The sequence below is a fragment of the Agrobacterium sp. SORGH_AS_0745 genome (genome assembly GCF_030818995.1).
Lineage (GTDB): Bacteria > Pseudomonadota > Alphaproteobacteria > Rhizobiales > Rhizobiaceae > Agrobacterium > Agrobacterium tumefaciens.
The window spans coordinates 331924-350940 of sequence record NZ_JAUTBI010000004.1; the positions used below are offsets into that span (position 1 = coordinate 331924).

Annotated in this window: 16 protein-coding genes and 1 pseudogene; 12 read left to right on the forward strand and 5 right to left on the reverse strand. The window is 56.7% G+C overall.

Annotated features, from left to right (window positions below):
* Positions 1 to 662: 662 nt before the first annotated feature.
* Together QE432_RS25200 and QE432_RS25205 are read left to right on the forward strand one after the other, a co-directional pair.
* Positions 663 to 1571: a helix-turn-helix domain-containing protein gene (locus QE432_RS25200; RefSeq protein ID WP_306627340.1), complete on the forward strand. Its 909-nt coding sequence runs from the start codon at positions 663 to 665 to the stop codon at positions 1569 to 1571.
* 237 nt (positions 1572 to 1808) lie between these two features.
* Positions 1809 to 2321, forward strand: a complete 513-nt coding sequence (locus QE432_RS25205; RefSeq protein ID WP_113049307.1) for a helix-turn-helix domain-containing protein — start codon at positions 1809 to 1811, stop codon at positions 2319 to 2321.
* 821 nt (positions 2322 to 3142) lie between these two features.
* Here the strand turns inward: QE432_RS25205 and QE432_RS25210 are convergent.
* From QE432_RS25210 to QE432_RS25220, 3 genes and pseudogenes are all read right to left on the reverse strand, one after another.
* The gene (locus QE432_RS25210) at positions 3143 to 4666 is read right to left on the reverse strand and encodes a DegQ family serine endoprotease (RefSeq protein ID WP_113049308.1); all 1524 of its coding nucleotides are present in this window, start codon (positions 4664 to 4666) and stop codon (positions 3143 to 3145) included.
* Positions 4667 to 4778: 112 nt separating this feature from the next.
* Entirely contained in the window at positions 4779 to 5111 is a 333-nt protein-coding gene (locus QE432_RS25215; protein WP_113049309.1) for a hypothetical protein, read from the reverse strand.
* Between the two features lie 792 nt (positions 5112 to 5903).
* A pseudogene (locus QE432_RS25220) lies at positions 5904 to 6254 on the reverse strand (malate:quinone oxidoreductase); the annotation flags it as partial.
* A gap of 240 nt (positions 6255 to 6494) precedes the next feature.
* Here QE432_RS25220 and QE432_RS25225 point away from each other — a divergent pair.
* From QE432_RS25225 to QE432_RS25250, 6 genes are all read left to right on the forward strand, one after another.
* The gene (locus tag QE432_RS25225) at positions 6495 to 7328 is read left to right on the forward strand and encodes a formate/nitrite transporter family protein (RefSeq protein WP_113049310.1); all 834 of its coding nucleotides are present in this window, start codon (positions 6495 to 6497) and stop codon (positions 7326 to 7328) included.
* 37 nt (positions 7329 to 7365) lie between these two features.
* Positions 7366 to 8610 carry an oxalate decarboxylase family bicupin gene (locus QE432_RS25230; protein ID WP_113049311.1) on the forward strand — a complete coding sequence of 415 codons (1245 nt, stop codon included), beginning with the start codon at positions 7366 to 7368 and terminating at the stop codon, positions 8608 to 8610.
* A 130-nt stretch (positions 8611 to 8740) separates the two neighbouring features.
* Positions 8741 to 9058: a hypothetical protein gene (locus QE432_RS25235; RefSeq protein ID WP_060642958.1), complete on the forward strand. Its 318-nt coding sequence runs from the start codon at positions 8741 to 8743 to the stop codon at positions 9056 to 9058.
* Between the two features lie 459 nt (positions 9059 to 9517).
* The gene (locus QE432_RS25240; RefSeq protein WP_060642957.1) at positions 9518 to 11101 is read left to right on the forward strand and encodes a PAS domain-containing sensor histidine kinase; all 1584 of its coding nucleotides are present in this window, start codon (positions 9518 to 9520) and stop codon (positions 11099 to 11101) included.
* Positions 11094 to 11771 carry a response regulator transcription factor gene (locus tag QE432_RS25245; protein WP_060642956.1) on the forward strand — a complete coding sequence of 226 codons (678 nt, stop codon included), beginning with the start codon at positions 11094 to 11096 and terminating at the stop codon, positions 11769 to 11771. The genes QE432_RS25240 and QE432_RS25245 overlap by 8 nt, the downstream gene beginning before the upstream one ends.
* A 31-nt stretch (positions 11772 to 11802) precedes the next feature.
* A complete protein-coding gene (locus QE432_RS25250; RefSeq protein WP_060642955.1) occupies positions 11803 to 12183 on the forward strand; it encodes a response regulator transcription factor in 381 nt (126 codons plus the stop codon).
* Positions 12184 to 12298: 115 nt separating this feature from the next.
* Here QE432_RS25250 and moaA read toward each other — a convergent pair whose 3' ends face one another.
* Positions 12299 to 13342 (reverse strand): GTP 3',8-cyclase MoaA, encoded by a 1044-nt coding sequence (gene moaA / locus QE432_RS25255; RefSeq protein ID WP_060642954.1) that lies wholly within the window; start codon positions 13340 to 13342, stop codon positions 12299 to 12301.
* Between the two features lie 125 nt (positions 13343 to 13467).
* Positions 13468 to 14382, reverse strand: a complete 915-nt coding sequence (locus QE432_RS25260; protein ID WP_112292373.1) for a LysR family transcriptional regulator — start codon at positions 14380 to 14382, stop codon at positions 13468 to 13470.
* A 280-nt stretch (positions 14383 to 14662) separates the two neighbouring features.
* Here QE432_RS25260 and QE432_RS25265 point away from each other — a divergent pair, with 280 nt between their 5' ends.
* The 4 genes from QE432_RS25265 (at position 14663) to QE432_RS25280 (ending at position 19014) form a co-directional block, all read left to right on the forward strand.
* Positions 14663 to 15226, forward strand: a complete 564-nt coding sequence (locus QE432_RS25265) for a hypothetical protein (protein ID WP_060642952.1) — start codon at positions 14663 to 14665, stop codon at positions 15224 to 15226.
* Positions 15223 to 16215, forward strand: a complete 993-nt coding sequence (locus QE432_RS25270; protein WP_112292372.1) for an NAD(P)H-quinone oxidoreductase — start codon at positions 15223 to 15225, stop codon at positions 16213 to 16215. The genes QE432_RS25265 and QE432_RS25270 overlap by 4 nt, the downstream gene beginning before the upstream one ends.
* 90 nt (positions 16216 to 16305) lie before the next feature.
* Positions 16306 to 17151 (forward strand): nitroreductase family protein, encoded by an 846-nt coding sequence (locus tag QE432_RS25275; protein ID WP_060642950.1) that lies wholly within the window; start codon positions 16306 to 16308, stop codon positions 17149 to 17151.
* A gap of 267 nt (positions 17152 to 17418) precedes the next feature.
* Positions 17419 to 19014, forward strand: a complete 1596-nt coding sequence (locus QE432_RS25280; RefSeq protein WP_112292381.1) for a Na+/H+ antiporter — start codon at positions 17419 to 17421, stop codon at positions 19012 to 19014.
* Positions 19015 to 19017 lie beyond the last annotated feature (3 nt).

The following is a 19017-nucleotide window of genomic DNA, read 5'->3' on the forward strand; positions in this document are numbered from 1 at the left end:
CCTGTCGGATCCGGTTCTCATCCTGAAGGCTCAGAGAACACTGGTTTTTTGAATGGCTGTTGATAACCGCGCCTACGCGGTGGCTTGCATAGAATTGTTCACCTTGGCGGCGCCGATCACAACTATACGTAGGTATGAAAGCATCCGACCTTGGTCCATGCGGCAGACTTGTGAAAACGCGACATCGTCAGGGAATTCGGCGCGCGCAAGCGGCCGCAATAGTCGTGATGACCAAGACGGTGAGAACCGCAAATAGATTGTGCTCAGTCTTCAGTTCGAAGCTGTCATTGCGCGACAGGGTGAAGCCCAAGATCGTCATAACGAAGCAGACAAGCCCGGTATACGCGACGCCGGTTGAGGAGAATGTTAAGATCGAAATCATAATGAGCGGAGCATACAGGCCACTCGTATAGGGAGCGAAAGGTCCGAGGATATCGAGAAGGAAAATTGCTGGCGCTGACAGGGGGATGCCGATGAGAAGCGCGTATCATCAAGCCGTAACTTAATGTGTCCAGCTTCGATTTGTATATTGTTACTGTATTCTTTTTATCCATCCAGCATGCCTCTAGCGTGAGTTATCGAAATCGGTGAAACTGCACGCTCAACGACTGAGATGAGCTGCCCAGCTCTGCTCTGCCTCTCGAACGGGAAAGTTACCAGCCTTGGACCAAGAGTTGACTATCGGACCTAAAATACAGGCCGAGAGGACAACGGACAGTTTCGGATGCCCGTTTGACAAGCTCTATAACAATCAGGCGCTTCAAGGCGCCGATATCAGCTTTTTTCGCAAAGGGACGAGGGAAACGAGCTTGGAGCAGGTGGCCACACCTGCCAGTGATCGGGGATTTGCGATCGGGATTTCCACGATGGGTGGACATACCCGTCGCATTTTCCACGAGCATCATGCGACCACCTACCAGTTTACCGAGGATTCGATATATATCCGCAATCTCGGCGATCCCTACAAGGCGGATCTAGGCGGGCCCTTCGATTTCCTGCTGCTCGAGATCTCTCCGGCCTCGCTCAATCGCATCGCTCAGGAAAGCGATCTGGCGGGAATTTTTTCACTGGACGTCACGACCGCATTGAGCGATCCTGTTCTCGCCAATCTCGTGAAAACACTGATCCCCGCACTTGAGCGGCCTGACCGGGTAAGCCGGTTGTTTGTTGATCAGCTGGCATCTGCGATCGGCACCCATATCGTCCAACAGTATGGTGGAAAGCCTGTTGCTTCTAAGAACGGCAGGAAACTGTCCAGGTCCCACGAGGCGTTGGCAAAGAACATCCTCCTGAACAATCTAAAGGGCGATATCTCGATCCTGGACGTAGCAAAAGCCTGCAACCTTTCTCGCGGATATTTCATCCATGCTTTTCGTGAAACGACAGGGATGACGCCCTATCGATGGCTACAGAACGAGCGGATATCGCGCGCATGCGAACTTCTACGAACCTCTAAATTGTCGCTTTCCGAAGTGGCAACCGCTTGCGGATTTACTGACCAGAGTCATTTCACACGCGCGTTTGCGAGCGCGCTCGGCACCTCGCCAGGCGCGTGGCGGCGTAACGCCTGAGCTTCTACACGTCGACATCCAAACGTGCATGCATCGGCATCGCCTGCGCGTACCCTTGCCTTTTGGTTCTGGACGCCCGCACTGCCAAGGGGCAGGTCATTGCCGCAACCATACTTGCGTATGGTCGCCTTAGATTGAGAGCTATCACACCTGTATTTCAGTTGAGTTTCGACGCGTCTGCGTGACTGGCACAATTTCGGCCAGTAACTGCTTCACCAGCCGTATCGGAGACCGACCATGCATTTAGAGAACGCCTTCGACCGGTACGCCTCTAGCAATCTGGCGAGCTTGGGTGCCGATGACGCCGAGCGTCGTTTATCGGAAGCAGGGAATCTTGGATCGGCAGCGCTGGCCGATATAGCTTCAAAGTCTACGATGGGGGGATTGGCGCCGTGGCAGATCAAACGGGTCACCGACCATATCGAAGCGAACATTTCCGAGAAACTCTGCCTCGATAGGCTAGCCGCCCTGGCCAGATTGAGCACGAGCTATTTCACTGCAGCTTTCAGGCGTAATTTCGGAATTTCGCCCTATGCCTACATTACCAGGCGTCGGGTGGAATTCGCCAAGCGACAGATGGCCGAGGGCAGCCTGCCACTCTGCGAAATCGCTCTCGAATGTGGTTTTGCCGACCAGGCGCATCTTTCACGTGTTTTCCGGCGTGTTACCGGCATGACGCCGACCGCCTTTCGGCAAAGACTCAAGCGTCGGGACCTCAATCGCGCAACGCCTAATCCCGTGCTCATCTAACTTGTCAATTTGGTTTGCCACGGCTGTCTTTTAGGCGCGGATGACCGGCCAAACGATTGCACACAGCCGGTGCATCTCGTAAAATTCAGTCAGGTGGCGGCCGTCGAGGACGCCGCTGCGCGGTTCGGCAAGTTTTCCTGGCTCGCTCCGCCCTGCTTTTTGACCACATATTCGCGAAGCTTGTCCGAAAGTTAGTTTGGGCACTCTTGCTGCCGACCCTTATCATTTCCAGATTCAGCCTGCTCATATCGGTCGTGAACTCCGCCCTTGCAAAATCTGCTGGCCAAAAGAGTCGAATGCGGGGAAATTGAACGTGCCTTCCAGGACCTGAGGATTCAGTGTTTTTCGCCATCTTTGGAAATCTTGCTGCCATGTGAAACCTGCCCTCAATGCCGATAGATGCGACGCTAAACGCGGACTGGAGTAACAGAGCGGGCCATAGTCTGGGCGCCACCGGCAAACCGGCAGAAGGGGCCGAACGAGGTACTTAACCCGCCGGAATTTGTTCCCCAGATCGATCGCAAAGGCGTCATCTCAACAAACCCGACCCAATCCAAGGGATTGGTGCGGCCGTCCAGAGTCGATTGACTCGCGCTTGGTGGAGGTGTTGTCTGTGCCGACATCAATCTCTGCGGAATTGGTGCCATCCGGCGTTGGCGCAAGCCAAAGCTTACTTGGGGACGTCGACACCAGGGTAAGGGATCAAATCACACTCGATTTTCCCGCCGCCGGAATTTGGCATCGCGGATTGTCAATGCAAAGAACCGCCCCCACACAGACAACATGTCCATGGCAGGGGCGGTCAGATCCGCTGGTGAACGTCAACCGATCGAGAACGGGACTGTCACGAAAGTCTTGTCTTCGCCGCGTTGGATAAGAAGCAGCACGGCCTTCCGGCCGGCCTTTCCAGCATCCGCGACCGCGGCTTTGGCTTCGTCCGCAGACTTCACCGGCTGCTGGTTGACCGCGACGATAATATCGCCAGGTTGAAGACCAGCGTCAGCTGCCGGCTTGTCAGGCGAAACGCTCTCGATGACGGCGCCCGTTTCCGTCTCTGGCAGGTTGAGTGCCTGGCGAACGTCATTGGTTATATCTGCAAGACCAATGCCAATCGTCGGAACCTTGTGGGCTGCGGGACCCTCCTTGCCGGCTTGGGCAGAGTCCTGCTGATCTTGACCGTTCTCACCGATCGTCAACCGGAGATCTTTCGTTTGTCCGCGACGCCAGACCGTAACCTCCTCGCGATCGCCGGGCGCGAGATCAGCGACCATACGAGACAGATCGCGTGGCGATGTCACGGCTTTGCCACCGAGCGCGGTAATCACGTCGCCGGTCTTGATGCCGGCCTTTGCGGCCGGCGTATCCCCGTTGACGCCCGCGACCAATGCGCCTTCCGGTTTGTCGAGACCAATCGCATTTGCAACATCGGCGGTGACCGGTTGGATCTGCACACCGATGAAGCCGTGTTCGATCGAGCCGCTCTTGATCAGTTTGGCAACGATAGCCCGGGCCTGATCGGAAGGAATGGCGAAGCCCACACCGACGCTACCGCCGTTCGGCGAATAGATCGCAGTGTTAATGCCAACCACCTTACCGTCTCCATCGACCAGAGGTCCACCGGAATTGCCGTGATTGATCGGTGCATCAATCTGGATGAAGTCGTCATAGGGGCCCGAATGGAGGTCGCGGCCACGGGCCGAGACGATGCCGGCGGTCACCGTCGTGCCGATACCGAATGGGTTGCCGATCGCAAGGATCTGGTCGCCGAGCTTCAACGCGTCGGAATCCCCCCATGATATGGTCGCCAGCGTTTTTTTTGCGTCGATCTTGACGACGGCCAAATCGGATTTCGGGTCGGCGCCTATCAGTTTGGCCGGTAGTTCGGTCCCGTCATCAAGGGTAACCTTTATATCCATGGCCTTGTCGATGACGTGGTTGTTCGTGACAATATAACCGTCCGGGCTGATGATGAAGCCCGATCCAAGTGCCTGAGACCGCTGCCTCTGAGGCTGCTGAGGCGCCTGGCGAGGCGTGGGCATGCCCTGTTCGCCGAAGAACTGCCTGAACTGCTCGTTGAATGGCGAGTTTTCACCAAATGGAGATCCGCTCGCCGCAGCGACAGGCTCCGCCTTCGTGGTCGAGGTGATGGTGACGACAGCAGGTTTGTCAGCGGCGACAATCGAGGCGAACGAGCCGGGGCGCGCGACGATACCGCCGACCTCGGGGGAGGTGGACGCGGCGAAGGCGGTCTTGTTGCCGACGATAAGGGGCGTTGCCAAAGGAACAGCGATCAGAGCTGCTCCGACCAGTGTCAGGATTCTGTGTCTTTGAGTGATGTTCGACATAGGGGTTCACTTTCTGTTTGATCTAGACAAGAAGGGCCTTCGCCGCGGTTGGGCGGGGTGCTCAGGCTCGGTTGGTTTTCCGCAGGGGCGGCGTTAGCCGGTGGTCGTCGACCTAGTTGCAGACGCGCGTTCGATACATGCCGCCCGATCTGTCCTGATGCCAAACGACATGGCATGAGGGGTAGTAGGAAGCGACCGGGGCCGGGCCGTAGACGTACGTCGGCGGGCCATAAGGCGCGGGCGCAGGTTCGGGTGGACCGTAGTCGTGTGCGTGACCGGCGCCGGCGAGCAACGTGCCGCCTACGACTGCACCTGCTATCCCGGCGGCAAGGCCGCGGCCGAAATTGTTATGTGCTTCAGCCTGGGAGGCGGTGACAAGAGCCGTGCCGGCGATCGTCAAGGCGACCAGACCCGTGGTGACGAACTGACGTGTCGCAGTCAACATGGTCGTGATCCTTCGTTTTTCGGTTACGGCCACGCGTACTTCGCTATGTCCGTGAATAGTACACTAGCCGGGGATTGATTACCGCTGGCTATCTGGGCGGTTAAACGTTCGTAATTTTTGGACAATCCGATTGTCGCAACAACCGAACAGGAGATGTGGAGGGGCCGAATTCGTCAGTCACCACTTATTTCCGGCATCCCCAATCCGGTTCAAGCAATGTGCCTGTGGAGGTGTCTTCAGGCACACCCGGAATGGCCATAGTCGACCCGACTCCTGTCGGGAGATGCGATCTATCATCTGGGGCGTTCCGCTTCGTCTCAAAGGTATGAAGCCCGATGCCAAGACCATGCGAGACAATAATATTGCTGAACTGACCAAACGATGTGGGTCGGCTTCGTCCCTTAACCTCAAGGGAAATGTCTGATCCCTGTGACTAAATTTGCTGGCGCGGAAGGTAAAAGGGAGCCAAGACGGGCACCTCGCTCAGCTTGAAGAATGAACCGATTTTCGCGTGAGGTGGATTGTGACACCTGAGCGATGAGGTTGGACAGGTTTATTCAGGCGCACTGACGAACGCAAACGAGGCGGTTATGCCAATTTACGACAGGATGCCGGTCCTCCTCTACAAGAGTTAGCACGAGTATGCTGTGAGGGTCCTTCGACGGAATTCTCGCTTTGCAGGCATGGAAGTTCCTCTCAGATCTCGTGGGATCGGACGGACGACGCAATCAGGTCCGCGTAAAAGTCGGCACAGGAGGATGCGCCGACATTGCTTTGACGTGCCGAGAGAGGATGCGGGCAGGCATGCATAAATGCGCCGGGATCCTTGATTGCGCCTTTGCGAACGAAGTGCGACCAGAGCTGGCGGGAGATGTCGAACTCGACGTTGACTTCGAGGGCTTTGTCGATGTCGATCGTTCCGTCAGCGCGTTGAGGCGTATAGTTGAGTTAGCAATTGGCAGCGTGGCCAGTGCCGGCATTGTTCCATCCATGCGAGTTTTCGAGCGCGCAATCGAACAGCGTTTCAAACGCGACCATTGAAAGGTTGGGTTCCAGCTCCCTCAGCGTGGTTGCGACGGCCGCGCTCATGATACCTGCACCGCAGCAACGTGGTTTTGCTTTTGGGCCATCTGGTGTGCGGATAACCTCGCTGTCGCGTTCTGCGGCTTGGAGGCAAAAGGATCACTGTAGGATGAGAGATCGTCGCCTATGGGCAGGAGCTCGACCGATTTACTATGCGGTAGGGATCGGCGACGAGCAGATGGAACCGATACGATGAGGCTAGTCTCCTAAACGTACGTATGGGTTCTGCGATCCAGTGATGAGGATTACGGTCTGGCAACTCAAATGTTTTCGCCCGGCAGGGGTGGGAGAGGTCGAACCATGTACGAAGACTCCGTCAATAACTTAGCCGAAGCCGGCGCACACAAGGCGCAGGTCGTCAAAACCCAGTTCTTCGCATTTCTGATCGGCGCTGCAATGGCCGGCGCCTACATCGGTTTCGGTGATGTGCTGATGTTTACCGCTGGCGCCCATGCCGACCCGGCCTGGTCCCATCTGGTGATGGGTGTTGTCTTTTCCTCCGCCCTGACGATCGTCGTGTTCGCCGGTTCGGAATTGTTCACCGGAACTGCAATGTATATGCCGCTCGCCGTACTGACCCGCCGGGCCGGAATTGGCGATATGATCGCCGTCTGGTGTGCGGCGTGGGTTGGAAACCTCGTCGGCGCCGTGATCCTTGCCGGCCTCATTTATCTGGCAGGTGGTGGTGTTATGCTGGGTGATGGAAGCGCGGCGTTCTTTACCATTGTGTCGGGCAAGATGTCAGCCGGTTCGCTTGCACTGCTCGCGCGCGGCATTCTGTGCAACTGGCTGGTCTGCCTAGCCATCTGGATGGCAGGCAGGACAGATAATGCTGCTGCCAAGATCATGTTGATCTTTTGGCCAATCACGATCTTTGTAGCTTCCGGTTTCGAGCATTCCGTCGCCAATATGTTCGCCTTCTCCCTTGCGCTCATTGGCGACCATCCGGCTGATGTGACCTTCGCCGGTGCAGCTCATAACCTTGTTTGGGTGACGCTGGGAAATATCCTCGGTGGCGCCATTTTTATGGCCCTGGGCTATTGGGCGCAATTCTACAGTAGCGGCCATGTTTCCTTCACGCCGGAAGCCATGCCTGTTCGCATTCGCGCCAATGCCGTCCCCAGCGACAAGTGAAATTCAAATTAATCCGTATAGCGAAAAAGGAACGATCATGAATCCTCTGTCACGACGTCATATGCTTGCCCTTGGTGCCGCCGGCGGCGCCGCGCTTGCTGCTACTGCCGCGAGCGCATCGAGTTTCGGTAATCCCGACCACCCACTGGAAGGTGCGATCAACGCCAACCCGGGCTCCCTGACGGACCCTGGTCCGAAGAATCCCGCGCTGAATGAACAGTTTCCCTCTTTTCAGAATCCGCCGGCAACAGATGTTGGTGACATGCAGCTCTTCTGGGCCTCTTTCAACAACGCACCGAAGCGCATTCAGAACGGCGGCTGGGCAAGGCAAGTGACAAAGGCGGACTTCGCGATTTCGCAGGCCGTGTCGGGAGTCAATATGCGCCTCAGCGCCGGCGGTGTTCGCGAGATGCATTGGCATCGCGCAGCCGAGTGGGCCATCGTGACGAATGGGCGCTGCCGGATTACAGTGCTCGATGCTAAGGGGCGTGCCTATATCCAGGATGTCGGCGTCGGCGACCTCTGGTATTTTCCGGCAGGTTTCCCGCATTCGCTTCAGGGCCTCGGTCCCGATGGTTGCGAGTTCGTGATCGTCTTTGATCAGGGGGACCAATCCGAATACGGGACATTGCTCCTGACAGACTGGCTGGCACATACTCAGCCAGAGCTGTTGGCTAAAAACTTCGGCATGCCGCAGGATGCATTCAAGAGTATTCCACTCGATGACCTGTGGATTTTCCAAGGAACCGAACCTGGTCCTTTGTCGATGGATCAGGAGGCGGTCGCTTCCGCCGGACTACCCGAATACCCCTTCACCTATCGTCTCACCGCCTCCGCACCAATCAAGGAGAGCGCTGCCGGCATGATCCAGCTTGCTGATAGCAGCGCCTTTACCGTGTCGAAGACCATCGCCGCTGCCATCGAGACAATCAAGCCAGGTGCTGTACGTGAGATGCACTGGCATCCGAATGCTGATGAGTGGCAATACTGGATCAAGGGGGAGGGGCGCATGACGGTGTTCGACGCCGGTCCGAGAAGTCAAACCGCGGATTTCCGCGCTGGCGACATCGGCTACGTCAAAAAGAGCCAGGGCCACATCATCGAGAATACCGGAAAGACTGACCTACAGTTCGTCGCAGTGTTCAAGGTCCCTGAATATCAGGAGATCGGTCTGTCGTCGTGGCTGTCGCATACGCCACCCTCGCTCGTTGCGCAGCATCTGAATATACAGCAAAGAGATATCGCGAAAATTCCGCGCGATCAGCCTGGCATCATGCCCTGAAAATTATCGAACCACCAGAGCTGCATCACGCGCTGCGCCTGGGGTCGGGCTCATCTCGACTTGAAAAGGTTCGAGTGCGCTGTCTGTGAAGCAATCCAGCTTGACATTTTAATCTGACAAAGAGCGAATTATGACGACCTTCATGCAAAGCGCCGAGCCCAGCCATGTCGGCGGCCGTATCATGGAATATTTGCCGACTGTGGATGATCTTCGGTCGCTTTCCCCTACCGCGCGCCACGACATCATAATCGAACTGGCAGCTAGGCTGGATGAGATTTCCCGAACAGCCCATGAGCGAGAGAGGGACGATCTGGAGGCCATGTTGGCCTATCTCTCCATATCGTTGCGTGAATCAGCCATAGAGATTGCGTCGGAGTGCTACGGTCCATTCCTCATCGAGCGAATGTCGGCTTCAGTGAAGCGGATAGAGCAGAATTTCGAAAGGTGATAAAGCCAAGAAAAAGGAAATCTCGTCACGTAATTCGTGCCTTCAATCAAAAAGGGGAATAACTGGCTCCACAACCATGTTGTGGGGCTCTCTTTGTGTTTGATGGTGCATCTTGTTTGCCGCTCCGAACGTCTAGATCTGGCGACACCTAAGTATAGTTCCGCTACCGCGCCGTCGGCAGTAGTCTCCATCTCGTACCTCGATCGCCGCCCCCCAACGACGAGGTCGGTAGCAAGCAGCTACCCGTCCGGGTTTCCCCTCCCCCCGGACGATCTGCGGATCACCGCAATCCGCGAAAGGCCGTCTTCCTACCCTCGGAAGACGGCCTCTTTCTTGCGAACCGATTGTCTCGGAAATGCACCAGACAGGATCGTCATTAAGTCGATCAACTAGACCATTGTATAGGTCCGGCAAGAGGCTCGAACCGGTATCCTTGATCTATAATATTTGGAACCGACCATGACACAGGTGCTGGAAGTGAGATTGGCAAGGCAAGGCGCAGGTAGTCACGACTCTATCTTCGGTGGGGCGGCTCTGTTCGTCGCTTTAACGGTGTTTGCCGTCGACACCTTCACGGAGATCGAAGGCGCGATCGCCGTCATCTATGCAATATCACTGCTTCTGGCCGCGGAAGCGGTCAACAGGCTTGGCCTCATCTTGCTCACCGCGCTGTTCATGGTGTTTTCATTGGCGTCGTTCTTTTTCACGCACGCGCCTGATCCTGATTTCCCAACATTCTTACGCCTTTGCGTCGCGCTTGCGGCGCTCGCTGTGACAGCAGCGCTGCTCTTGCGCAATGAGAATGCGCGCAGCGCCCTGCTGCGGACCAATGCGGCCCTGCTCGAAAGCGAAGAACGCTATCGCTCGATCTTTGATCGCACGCGTGTCGCATTGTGGGAACGCGACTACTCGAAATTGCTCCAATACATCATGGTACTGAAGTCTGCCGGCGTGACGGACATGAAGGCCTATATCAAGGATCATCCCGACGCTCTCGATGAATGCATTGGAAAAATCAAAGTGGTCGATGCCAATGATGCCGCTGTGGAACTTCTTGGATCGTTTACTTCGGGTGAGCCCGGTGGCGTTCTGCATCGCATAATACCGAAGGACAGCGACACTTTTGCCTCTTTGCTGCAGGCGATCATGGATGGAGCGACCTATTTTGAGGACAACGCCGAGGTATTTAACGAGGCCGGCGAACGTCGCGTCGTTCTCTTGGGCATTAGCTTTCCGACTGACCCGCAAGCCTTCAATCGTGTCATCGTGAGCATGGTCGACGTTACTCAGCGAGAAGAGGCGCGCATGGCGCTGGCTGAGGCGCAAGCGGAACTGAGCAGGGCATCCAAAGCCGCTATGATTGGCGCTCTTTCTGCATCGCTTGCTCACGAACTCAATCAGCCGCTTGGCGCGATCGCTGTCAATTCGCAGACCCTCGTCAGATGGCTTGAGCGCGACCCGCCAGATATCGACGCTGCGAAGCGCTCGGCCGAACGGATCTTGCGCGATAGTAATCGCGCCAGCGATATATTCAAAAGCACCCGAGCAATGATGCTCGCAACGCCAAAGGAGAGCGAGCCGATCGAACTCGAGACCCTTATCAGCGACACGCTGACACTGATGGATCATGACCTGCAGCGTGATCGCACCGAGGTGCAGATCGTCCGCAAGTCGATAGTCCCTCCCTTCAAGGCGGCTCGCCTGGAGATGCAGCAGGTCTTGATCAATCTAATCTCGAATGCGTCCCAGGCGATGGGCGCATCGACGACGCAGAAACGGCTCGTAACGATTATTCTGGATGCCCCCCGTGATCGTGATCACATTTCCATCGCGGTGAGAGACAGCGGTAACGGTCTGGGCACCGAGGCCAAACAGAATTTGTTCAAGCCCTTCTTTACTACCAAGGATACGGGCATGGGAATTGGTCTTTCGATTTGCAGAAGTACCATTGAAGCCAGAGGCGGTACGCTCGACGGAAACAATCATCCTGATGGCGGCGCAATTTTTGAGATCAAATTACCCAAGGAGACAGCCGATGCTTGAGTTGAAGTCCAGCAAACGGAACCTCGACGCCCCTGTTATATATATCCTCGACGATGACCTTTCCATGCGTGAGTCCCTCGTCGATCTCTTCCTGTCTATGAAATTTGAGGCTCAGGCTTTCGCTAATCCCAATGAATTCATGAGCCTGGCAGATATTACCCGCCCGGGATGCATCGTTCTTGATGTGCGCCTGCCCGGCATCAACGGCCTTGATTTTCAGACCCAGCTCGAGCGTTCGGGAAGCCTGCTCCCAATCGTGTTCATGACGGGCTATGGTGATATCTCGATGAGCGTCCGTGCCATGAAGGCGGGAGCAGTCGATTTTCTCGCTAAGCCATTCCGCGATCAGGACATTCTGGACGCGGTTCTCGCCGCGGTGGAACGCGATGCGGCACGCCGGCGCGAAATGCGTCGCCACCTTGAAGTCACGACACGCTTCGAAACCTTGACGCTGAGAGAGCGGGAGGTCATGGAGGCGGTGGTCGAAGGCCTGATGAACAAGCAGATCGCGTTCAGGCTTGGTATTAGCGAAATCACGGTGAAACTGCATCGTGGCAACGTGATGCGCAAGATGCAGGTCAAGTCGGTTGCGGAACTTGTGCGTGCCACCGAGCAAGCCAACGAACATCTGGTAAGGTCAGCAAAGCCCGCAATTGTGCGCGTTGCGTGAGCACACAGCAAACTCATGAAAGTTGGAATAAGTGCCTGATACCCCTCTCATCGCCATCGTTGACGACGACTTGGCAATCCGTGAAGCGCTCGATGACCTTGTGAAGTCGCTGGGTCATAGAAGTAAGCTGTTCGAATCTGCAGAAGCGTTTCTCAGATTTCAGCCGCGCGCATCTATCGATTGCATGGTTGTCGACGTCAAAATGCCAGGTCTGAGTGGTATCGAGCTGCAAGGGCATCTGAACCAGGATGGCGACCGACCGCCGATGATTTTCATGACGTCCTATCATGACGACCGGACGCGAACGGCGGCCTTGGATGGAGGGGCTCTGGCGTTCCTTGGCAAGCCAGTAGATCTGTCCAAACTGATCGAGTATATCGACGTGGCATTGGCATTGCCAAAGCGAACATAGCCGTTAGGGCGATTGAGCGGGCGATCAAGGTACGTTCTCGTATCTCATACGGCAGGTATTTCGAAGGGCTCATAATTTGCGCGCCCTTGAGCCGCGGTGACCTTCACGATCCAGTTCAACCGCCGGTAACGCTCATGTGGCGACCAACACTCGGCCGATTGTGCCCACGGTCGATAATGAAGTCGTGGCCTTTCGGCTTGCGGGTGATCGCGTCGTTGATCGCTGCCTGCAGACCATGATCGCTCTCACCCGCTCTTAGCACCGATCTCAGGTCAGCGGCCTCTTCCTGACCGAGGCACATATATAGCGTACCCGTGCATGTGAGGCGCACGCGGTTGCAGCTCTCGCAGAAATTGTGGGTCATCGGCGTGATGAAGCCGAGACGGCCACCGGTCTCTGCAACCTTTACATATCGCGCCGGTCCCCCTGTTCGATAGTCGAGGGAACGAAACGTAAATTGTTGCTCGAGCTCAGTTCGCAGCTTCGAAAGCGGCAGATATCGATCGGTCCGGTCTTCGTCGATCTCTCCCATCGGCATGGTTTCAATGACTGTAAGATCCATGCCTCGGCCATGGGCGAAACGGATGAGTGCCGGCATTTCTGCCTCGTTAAAACCCTTGAGCGCCACGGCATTGAGCTTAACTGCAATGCCGGCGTTCTGAGCAGCGTCGAGACCATCCATAACCCTGGAGAAATCGCCCCAACGGGTGATCTGACGAAACTTGTCTGGGTCGAGCGTGTCGAGAGAGACGTTGATGCGACGAACGCCACAATCGAAAAGCTCCGCGGCGTGGCGTGCAAGCTGAGAACCGTTTGTTGTCAACGTTAACTCGTCGAGGCCATCACCGATGTGTCTGCTGAGCTGGCGAACCAAGTGCATGATGTTCTTGCGAACGAGTGGCTCACCACCAGTAAGACGCAACTTGCGCACTCCCAGTTCGATGAAGGCCGAGCAAAGCCGGTCCAATTCGTCCAGAGTCAGTAGGTCCTTTTTAGGAAGGAACTGCATGTACTCGGCCATACAATAGGTGCATCGGAGGTCGCAGCGGTCGGTTACGGAAACCCGCAAATAGGTAATGGCGCGTCCGAACGGGTCGATCAGGCCATTCCTAGTTGTCGCAGTGAGAAGGTTAGCTTTGTTCTGGGCCGCCATCTGCATTATGTTTCCTTCCACGTTGGCTCATCAATCTCGCAGACGAAGCGACGGGACAACCATACAAACGTATAGGATGGGACTATGGGACCCGTTACACACAGCAAGAGGTGACGGGTTGAAAATGCGCCTTATCTTATCGGTTCCCAGTTCGGCGGGCTTCCTGTTGAAGCAATAAGCGCCTTCGCGAAGGCCTGAACTTTGGCACTTGGGCGCGGTAACGCACGAAGCAGATAGATGCCGGCAGGATCATTGTTCCAGTGGTCATGGCCGCCGAGGACCTCGATCAGCTTGCCTTGATGGACATCAGGACCCACGACCCATGTGGGTAGAAATGCAATGCCCATCCCTGCTTCGGACGCGCCGCGCAGTGCCTCGAAATCATCACAGCGGAATGTTACTTGTCCGTGCCCGCTCTCGCCCGCCGGTGAGCCAAGCACTTCGGTCCAGCCCAGAAGATCGGCTCCGTGAAGCTTGTCGAGCAAGCGATGGCGGTTGAGTTCCGCTAAGGTTGCCGGTGTTCCTGCCTTTCCGAGATATTCCGGACTTGCGACGAGAAGCCGGCGGAAGGGCGCTAGCTTGGTCCCGATCAAAGTGCAGTTGGGTAAGATACCCATGCGAATGACCATATCAAGGCGCTCTTGTACCGGATCGGCGAGCCGCTCCGTTAGCTCCAGTTCGATTTTCAAGGCTGGGTGTTCAGCCTGCAGGGCAGCAACGACCGGCAAGACATAGCGCTTGCCGAACGTGGGAAAGCAAGCGATCCGCAATGTGCCAGACACCGATCCGCCGAAAGCCGAGACCTCGGCGCGCGTGTCGGCTAGATCGCTAAGAAGCCTTAGGGCGCGCTCGTGGAGTTTTTCACCTGCATCAGTCAGGGTGAGTGCCCGCGTCGAGCGTATCAGCAGCGCGACGCCGAGATCGTCCTCGAGCATATCGATCTGTCGCACGACCGCAGACGGTGTGACGGCTCTCTTCCGTGCGGCTGCGGAAAAGCTACCCGCCTGGACAACGTCCACGAATGTAGAAAGGGATTCTGCTTTCATCTTTGCGCTCCGGGCAAAGCCGCTTTGAGGAAATTTGGGCTTATACGTCGCACGTGCTCGGCGCAATCTCTTGGCTCGCCAAACGGCCACAGAAAGAGGACCAAGACGAAAGGATAGGGCCGAGACCTATCCGTATAATTGAGGCTCGCTCTCCCCGATGCCACTTTGATCCCAGAGCAGACAACGGTTTGCTCAAGACGATCATTATCAGAGCGCCACGAACACTGCCAGCAAAGTCCTGGTTTTTTGGGTGCCGAAATCAGACCGAAAGGAAAAAGCCATGAAAGTTCTCACCGACAAGCTGCTATCGTTCTCCGCTTACTCACACGACATCGACGTCCCGCTAGACCAGATCGACATCGCCGATTGGCTTTTCAATCTCCCAGAAGCAGAATATCAGCGTTGCTGCGCGCCGGACCACGTCGCCTGCGGTGCTACCTTCACCGACGATGGCCGCAAGATGTCGATCAATGTCGAGAAGATTGGGACCGGCCTCGTCATCCAGCACTATGTCGCTGATGAAGCCACCCCGTCCTATTGCAAGATGAACTCGATCTCCGACGTCTTCACCCCGACCGGTGAGCGCACGCAGGTCAACGTGATCTGGGAGCTGAAGGCAGAATCGATCGAGGGCAACCGTACGCGCTACACCAATCAGGTTACATGCCACCCGACCGAGGCGTTCATGGCGTTCATTGAACAGCATGGCCAGTCCTTCGAAGATGCTGCAGCAGCTCGTCAGGCAGCAGGCGGCGATCACAATCACCGCGAAACGCCGAAGTTTGCCGAAAGCATCGCTCGCAAAGCGCTTGCCAAGGCCGCCGTCAAGGTTGCTGCAGAGTGAAGGCGATCGTTTATGATCAGTTCGGCAAGGCGGATGTGCTCCGCCTAGCCGACGTTCCACAGCCGGAGCCACGCCCAGGGGACCTCCTCGTCGAGGTCAAAGCGCTCGGTGTCAATCGCGCCGATCTCCTTCAGCGCCAAGGCTATTACGGCACCTTAACTTATGGAGAGAGTGCCTTGTTGGGATTAGAGTTGTCGGGGGAAGTCGTGTCCATCGGTTCAGATGTTACTGGCATCGCGCCGGGCGACCGGGTCATGGCTATCGTGGGCGGCGGCGCCTATGCCGAATACGCTCGGGTTGATCGCTATATGGCTGTGCCGGTTCCCGAGGGATTCGGTTTCGTCGAAGCTGCGGCGATCATGGAATCCTTTGTCACGGCGTGGGAAGCGCTTGTCCATTTGGGCGAGATTGCTCCAGGTAACTCCGTCCTAATCCATGCCGCAGCAGGTGGCATTGGTTCGGCGGCCGTTCAGATTGGAAGCGCGCTTGGAACCCGTGTGTTTGCGACTGCGTCGGCATCGCGCCGAGCAGAAGTCGAAGCGCTGGGCGCTGGACGGGTCTTCGACTATAATTCGGAGGACTTCGAGCAGGGTATTCGCGAAGCAACGGACGGCCAGGGCGTAGACGTGATCGTCGATTTTGTGGGTGGCCACTATCTCGGTCCAAACCTGCGCAGCCTTCGTCCAGGTGGGCGATTGGTCCAGGTCGGTCTGCTAAGCGGACAGGATAATACCGATATTTCGCTCGGGCTGGTCCTCCACAATCACTTGAAGGTCATCGGTACAGTGATGAAGTCACGCAGTGCCCAGGAAAAGCGCGCAATGGTGCAGCGTTTCGCCAAAGATGGTCTTCCAATGTTCGAGGATGGTCGCTTGTGTCCGGTCATCAGCCAGACTTTTCCGCTCGCTCGCGCTGCTGAAGCGCACCGCTCGATGGAAGCGGGTGGCGGCTTCGGCAAGATCGTCCTGACTATTGACAACAAAGACTGATTTCTCCGGCAATATCTCATGCGGTGGAGCCTATCTCACGGGTCCGACCGAGCGGATGTGGTCATCGCATAAGGATAAACGAGGGTAGATATGGACGCCTATAGAAACTACGCGGTCAAACATGGCCGCCCTGTCGCAGATGCGGTTGCCGATCGCTACGGAGAAACTGACGAGCAGGTTCGGACCGGCAATGTCGTAGTCGATCACATGCTCATGCATCGAACCATCAGGCGCTTCACATCAGAGCCGGTCGCGGAAGCCGACATCGTGACCGCGATCGCGGCTGCCCAGTCAGCGGCGACATCATCGAACCTGCAGAGCTGGAGCGTTATCAAGATAAGCGATCCCGCGCACAAGCGCGAGGTCAACCGGCTATGCGGTAACCAAGGGCAGATCGAGGAAGCGTCGCTCATGCTCGTGTGGCTTGCCGACCAGAGCCGCAATTATGCAATCGGTCAGGCCTACGATACGCCCCTCGAGGCATTCGACTATTTCGAATCCATGATGCTGGGCACAGTTGATACCTGCATCGCTGCGCAGAATGCAGCATTGGCCTTCGAAGCGCTTGGCTATGGCACTTGTTTCATCGGCGCGGTGCGCAACAATGCTGCCGTTCTTGCGTCACTGCTGCAATTACCAAAGCGCTGTGCTCCGGTGACGGGTCTTGTCGTCGGTCGCCCGCATCCGGCACATGATACGGACATCAAGCCGCGGTTGCCTCAGGATGTCGTGGTTCACGAGGAGGTCTATCGGATAGCAGGACGGCAGGAAATCTCTGCCTATGACGACGTCATGAACCAGTTCCAGGGCAAGCAGGGCATGGCTCCTGTCGGCTGGTCCAGTGCTGTTGCTGCCCGCCTCGGTACAAAAGGAATTCTGCATGGCCGTGACCGATACATGGAATTTCTACGCGGCGCGGAAATGGGTGTGCGCTAGGTGCAACTGATGCACAACTCGCGGAACTAACCCGTTCCAGGTCCGGTCTACATGAACCCAAAACGCTTTGGGTTGGTCGTCTTCAGAGGCCGCCAAGATCAGGCAAATCCGCCGGTATGCCAGAGACAGATACTGCACGTCGTTGCGCGCATATCCTCAGCATAGCCTGCGGGTTCTGGGCGGGCAGGTCGTTACGCCATCTCCGAGCAAACCATCTTCGCGACGGTTGCCCCGTCAGCATGCCTCATGATCTGCGAGACTGCCGACATGTCCATCGAACTTGAGTATGATTTCCTGATCGGGCTGCTGATGGCCGTCCTCGGACTGGCGTTGGCAGCACGTCGCCTGCGCTTGCCGCCGGCCGCCGCCTTCATCGGCGGAGGGATCGCCATCGCCTTCATCCCCGGCATCCCCGTCGTTGCCATGGATCCCAACCTCGTGATGGTTGTCTTTCTACCACCGCTCCTGCTCAGCAGCGCGTATCAAACGGTTTGGCTCGACTTCAAACAGTATTTAGCGGCTATATCCTCGCTTGCGGTTGGTGCAGTTGCGTTCACAACCGTTGCCGTTGGCTATGTGGTGCATTGGTTACAGCCGGGTATTCCCTGGTCTGCTGCTTTCGCGCTCGGCGCCATCGTCTCTCCACCCGATGCCGTCGCCGCTAAGGCTGTCCTCGAAAGATTGCGGCTTCCAAACAGAGTGACAACCATTCTGACGGGCGAAAGCCTCGTCAATGATGCAAGTGGGCTTGTCCTGTTTCATTTCTCCATATCTTCCGTCCGCAGCGGTTCCTTTGACGCTCCCGTCGGCCTCGAAACCTTCTTCCGAGTGTCCATCGGAGGTGTGGTGGTCGGGTTCTGCCTTGGATGGGTGGCGCTCAGACTGTTGAGGAAATTCGGAAACAGCGAGTTGATAGTCACCGGCACTCTGTTGCTTGCCGCCGTTTCCTATATGGCCTCTGAACAACTGGGGTTCTCAGGCGTGCTAGCAACGGTCACGACGGGACTGATGCTCGGCTGGCAGCAGCATGAGATTTTCTCGGCTGCGACCCGGATCCGTGCCCAGTCCTTCTGGCGGGTCCTTGTCTTTCTTCTTGAATCCCTGCTGTTCATCCTCATTGGGCTTTCACTGCGACAGGCTCTTAGGCACTTCGAAAACGTCGGCGACGGTCTTCAGACACTCGGGCTCCCGGTGGTTGCTGTCGTCGCAACAGTCATAGCAGCGCGGTTCATCTGGCTCGTGGGCTCGGATGTGGTATGGACCGTCCTCTCACGGCTCGGTATCCGTCCCAAATATCCGCCGTCCCTTCCGATGACGATGATTGTCAGTTGGGCGGGGATGAGGGGCGTGGTTACCCTTGCGGCTGCTTTATCCTTGCCGATGGATTTTCCAGGGCGCGACCTCATTCTTGCGTCGGCCTTCGGTGTGATCCTTGTCACTGTCCTTGTTCAGGGAACCACTCTGCCCCTGCTCGTCAAGCTATTTCCCTCTGTCAGCCTGAAAAGCAATTCGCAGCTGGCCAGGGACGAGGGGACCATCCGAAAGAAGGTTGCACAGATCCAGTACCAGGCGATGCTTGACCACTGCCGTGCGACGCGAACGCGCCGACGGCCGCGAGTATCCGATCGTGATCTCTTCAGTGTAGAAGTTAGCCCCCATTTCGACACCGCGCCGGAACTGCGAGGTCCTTTGTCGACGGACCATTTCGATGCCACCCTCTATGCGATCCGTATGGGTCGCTCCGAGATTCTCAAAATGTATCGGGCTGGTCAGGTCTCTGACCGGATCATGAAGAATATCGAGCAGGATCTCGACCTTCAGGAAATCGCGGCCGAACGGCGCCGTGACGAGCGACTGCAATAGGCC